The sequence below is a fragment of the Rhizobacter sp. P3_B12 genome (assembly GCF_056402895.1).
Window position 1 is genome coordinate 1 of record NZ_JBFUGN010000771.1, and the last position, 3,007, is coordinate 3,007.

Below are 3,007 nucleotides of genomic sequence, written 5' to 3' on the forward strand. Positions count from 1 at the left end.
CCGATGAAGCGATGGTTGGGTGYGGCGCTGGACTACCTTCCGCGCTGGCTGGAACACCAGATGCGTGTCAGCGAGCAACCCGGCTGCGCGATCGCGGTGGCGCACGACGGCAAGCTGGTGTTCGAACACGCCTTCGGGTACGCGAACCTCGCGCAGGGCACGGCGCTCACGCCGCAGCACCGCTTTCGCGTGGCCTCGCACTCGAAGACCTTCACCACGGTCGCGATCATGAAGCTGCGCGAGGCCGGGCGCCTGCAGCTCGACGACCGCATCGGCCGGCACGTGGACGGCCTGCACCGCGACGTGGCGGCTGCCACGCTGGCGCAACTGTTGTCGCACACCGCGGGCCTGGTGCGCGACGGCAGCGACGCCGGTCAATGGCAGGACAGGCGCCCCTTCCTCGACGAGGCCGCGCTGCGCGCCGACCTGGCCGACGGGCTGGTGATCGATGCCAGCACCCGGCTGAAGTATTCGAACCACGGCTACGGGCTGCTGGGCCTGGCGATCGAAGCCGTCACCGGCGAGCCTTATGTCGACTGGATGCGGCGCGAGGTCATCGCACCGGCAGGCCTTGCGGCCACCTCGCCCGATGCGCCGATCGACGACGCCCAGCCCTTCGCCAACGGCCACAGCGCGAAGTGGCCGCTGGGCCGGCGCGTGGTGATCGCCGGCGACAACCCGACGAACGCGCTGGCCTCGGCCACCGGCTTCGTCAGCACCGCGGACGACCTGGCGCGCTTCTTCGGCAGCCTGTCGCCGCAGGCGAAGCGCAGCCCGATCGGCAAGGCGAGCCGCCGCCTGATGTGGCACCGGCAATGGCCCGACCCGCATTCCAGCCTCAACCGCAGCTACGGCCTGGGCACGATGTGCGGCTCGGTGGCGGATTGGGAATGGTTCGGCCACACCGGCGGCTTCCAGGGCACGCTGACGCGCACCGCCTGCGTGCCGGCGCAAGGCCTCACGGTCACGGTGCTGACCAACGCGGCCGACGGCATGTCGAACGTGTGGGTCGATGGCGCGCTGCAGGTGCTGCGCGCCCATGCGGTGCACGGCGCGCCGTCGAAGCGAGCGGCGGCGTGGTCGGGGCGCTGGTGGACGCTGTGGGGTGCGAGCGACCTGCTGCCGATGGACGGCAAGGTGCTGATCGCGAACCCGGCCCTCGCCAATCCGATGCTGGACGCCACCGAGTTCGTGCCCGACAGCCGCGAGCGCGGCCGCATCACGCTGRCCGGAGCCTTCGGCAACCATGGCGAGACGGTGCGCCTGCGGCATGACGCCCGCGGCAAGGCCAGCGAGTTCTGGCTGGGCGGGACGAAGATGCTGCCGGAGCGGCGGGTCGCGAAGGAGTTGTCGGCCCGGGAAGGCGGGTCTCCCGACAGCGCAATGGAAGATGTCGATGCCTGAAGCCTGCCGCGAAACCTACCGCGGCCATGATCTCGACTTCACGCCGCGCCCCTCCGCCGGTGGCGGTTTCGCCGCGCGGCTGCAGGTGGTCCACAGCTTCGGTGCGCACCGCGACCAGTTCAGCGTCGACGTGGGCTCGATGGTGTTCGCAGAAGCAGAACAGGCCGCCCTGCACGCGAGGCAGGCCGGCCTGAAGTGGGTGGATGACAGGGTCGGCGCGCGACCCTGRGGCAACTGTCAGGTCGCCGGCGGACGCACCGCCTGGCGGGCCAGCAGCTTCCACGCCCCGCCCTGGCGCTGCCACACCTGCAGCACGTGCAGCTTGACGTTGCCGGCCACGCCGCGGTCGTTGGTCTTGGCCACCAGCGTGTGGCGGATGATCGTGACGTCCTGCGCCACCTTGACCGTCTGGTCGCTGATGTCGATGCTCACGAAGTCGGAGTTGCCGGCCACCAGGTCGCCAATGAAGCTCGCCTTGGTGTCGATCCTGCCGCCCGAGTGGCCGTAGCTCAGCTCATCGGCCACCAGCGAGCTCAGCACCGCCTGGTCGGGGTCGACCATCGCGACGCGCAGCTTCTCGGCCGCGGCCACGGCTGAATCGTTCGCGCCACCGCTGCTGGCGGGCATCACCGAACAGGCGCACAGCGCCAGGCTGCCGGCCAGCACGCCAAGCATGGTCTTGATCTTCATCATCGTCGTCTCCTTCAGGGGGTCATGAGGCCGGATCGGATGTCGTACGTCATCGTACAACTATGAAACGGGCCGCATTATGAGGAGAGCGATGTGCCCGCTGCCATGCGGGTTAGCCCTGGGTATCGGGGATCGCGATGGCGCCTGCGCGGACTCCGGTGAGGGAACTTGTATGACGAGTCAGGTCATTGCGGGCCGCCCGCCGGACTGAACACCGTGCGCAGCGCCGCCTTCAACTCCTCCCCCAGCTCCGGCTTCTGCGCGAACGGATCGGTCGGGTTGCGCGGCGTCATGATGTCTTCGAGCCGCGTCTGCACGCTGGCCAGGCTCTTCGGGTGGCTGAAGATGTAGAAGCGGTCGTGGGTGATCGCATCGAACACCATCTGCGCCACGTCGGCGGCGCTGAGCTTGCCGCTGGTCACCGCCTTGTTGCTCATCGCCTGCGCGATCAGCTGGCTCTTGGTGGGCTTCACGGCCCCGTCGCGCAGGTCGGCCGGCCGGTTGCGGTGGCTCTGGTGGATGCCGGTGGGCACGAAGAACGGGCACAGCACCGAGGCGCTCACCTGGTCGGTGACGAGGCGCAGGTCCTGGTAGAGCGTCTCGCTGAGCGCGACGACCGCATGCTTGGTCACGTTGTAGACGCCCATGTTGGGCGCGCACACCATGCCGGCCATCGACGCGGTGTTGACGATGTGGCCCCGCCACGCCGGATCCTTGCGGGCGGCCTCGAGCATCATCGGCGTGAAGACCCGCACGCCGTGCGCCACGCCCATCAGGTTGACGCCGACGACCCACTCCCAGTCCTTCAGCGAGTGTTCCCAGATCAGGCCGCCGGCCCCGACGCCGGCGTTGTTGAAGACGAAGGTCGGTGCGCCGAAGCGCTCGAAGGTGGCCGCGCCCAGGGATTCGACCT

Annotated in this window: 3 protein-coding genes; 1 reads left to right on the forward strand and 2 read right to left on the reverse strand. The window is 69.3% G+C overall.

The genetic code is table 11. The features are described 5' to 3' along the window. Positions 1 to 1,404, forward strand: a 1,404-nt coding sequence (locus AC1D01_RS27720) for a serine hydrolase domain-containing protein (protein ID WP_477872131.1), incomplete at its 5' end; no start/stop codon positions are given. Between the two features lie 237 nt (positions 1,405 to 1,641). Here the strand turns inward: AC1D01_RS27720 and AC1D01_RS27725 are convergent. Together AC1D01_RS27725 and AC1D01_RS27730 are read right to left on the reverse strand one after the other, a co-directional pair. Continuing rightward, positions 1,642 to 2,094 (reverse strand): nuclear transport factor 2 family protein, encoded by a 453-nt coding sequence (locus tag AC1D01_RS27725; RefSeq protein WP_477872135.1) that lies wholly within the window; start codon positions 2,092 to 2,094, stop codon positions 1,642 to 1,644. A 185-nt stretch (positions 2,095 to 2,279) separates the two neighbouring features. Further along, the coding region (locus tag AC1D01_RS27730; RefSeq protein ID WP_477872133.1) for an SDR family oxidoreductase at positions 2,280 to 3,007 on the reverse strand (728 nt) is incomplete at its 5' end.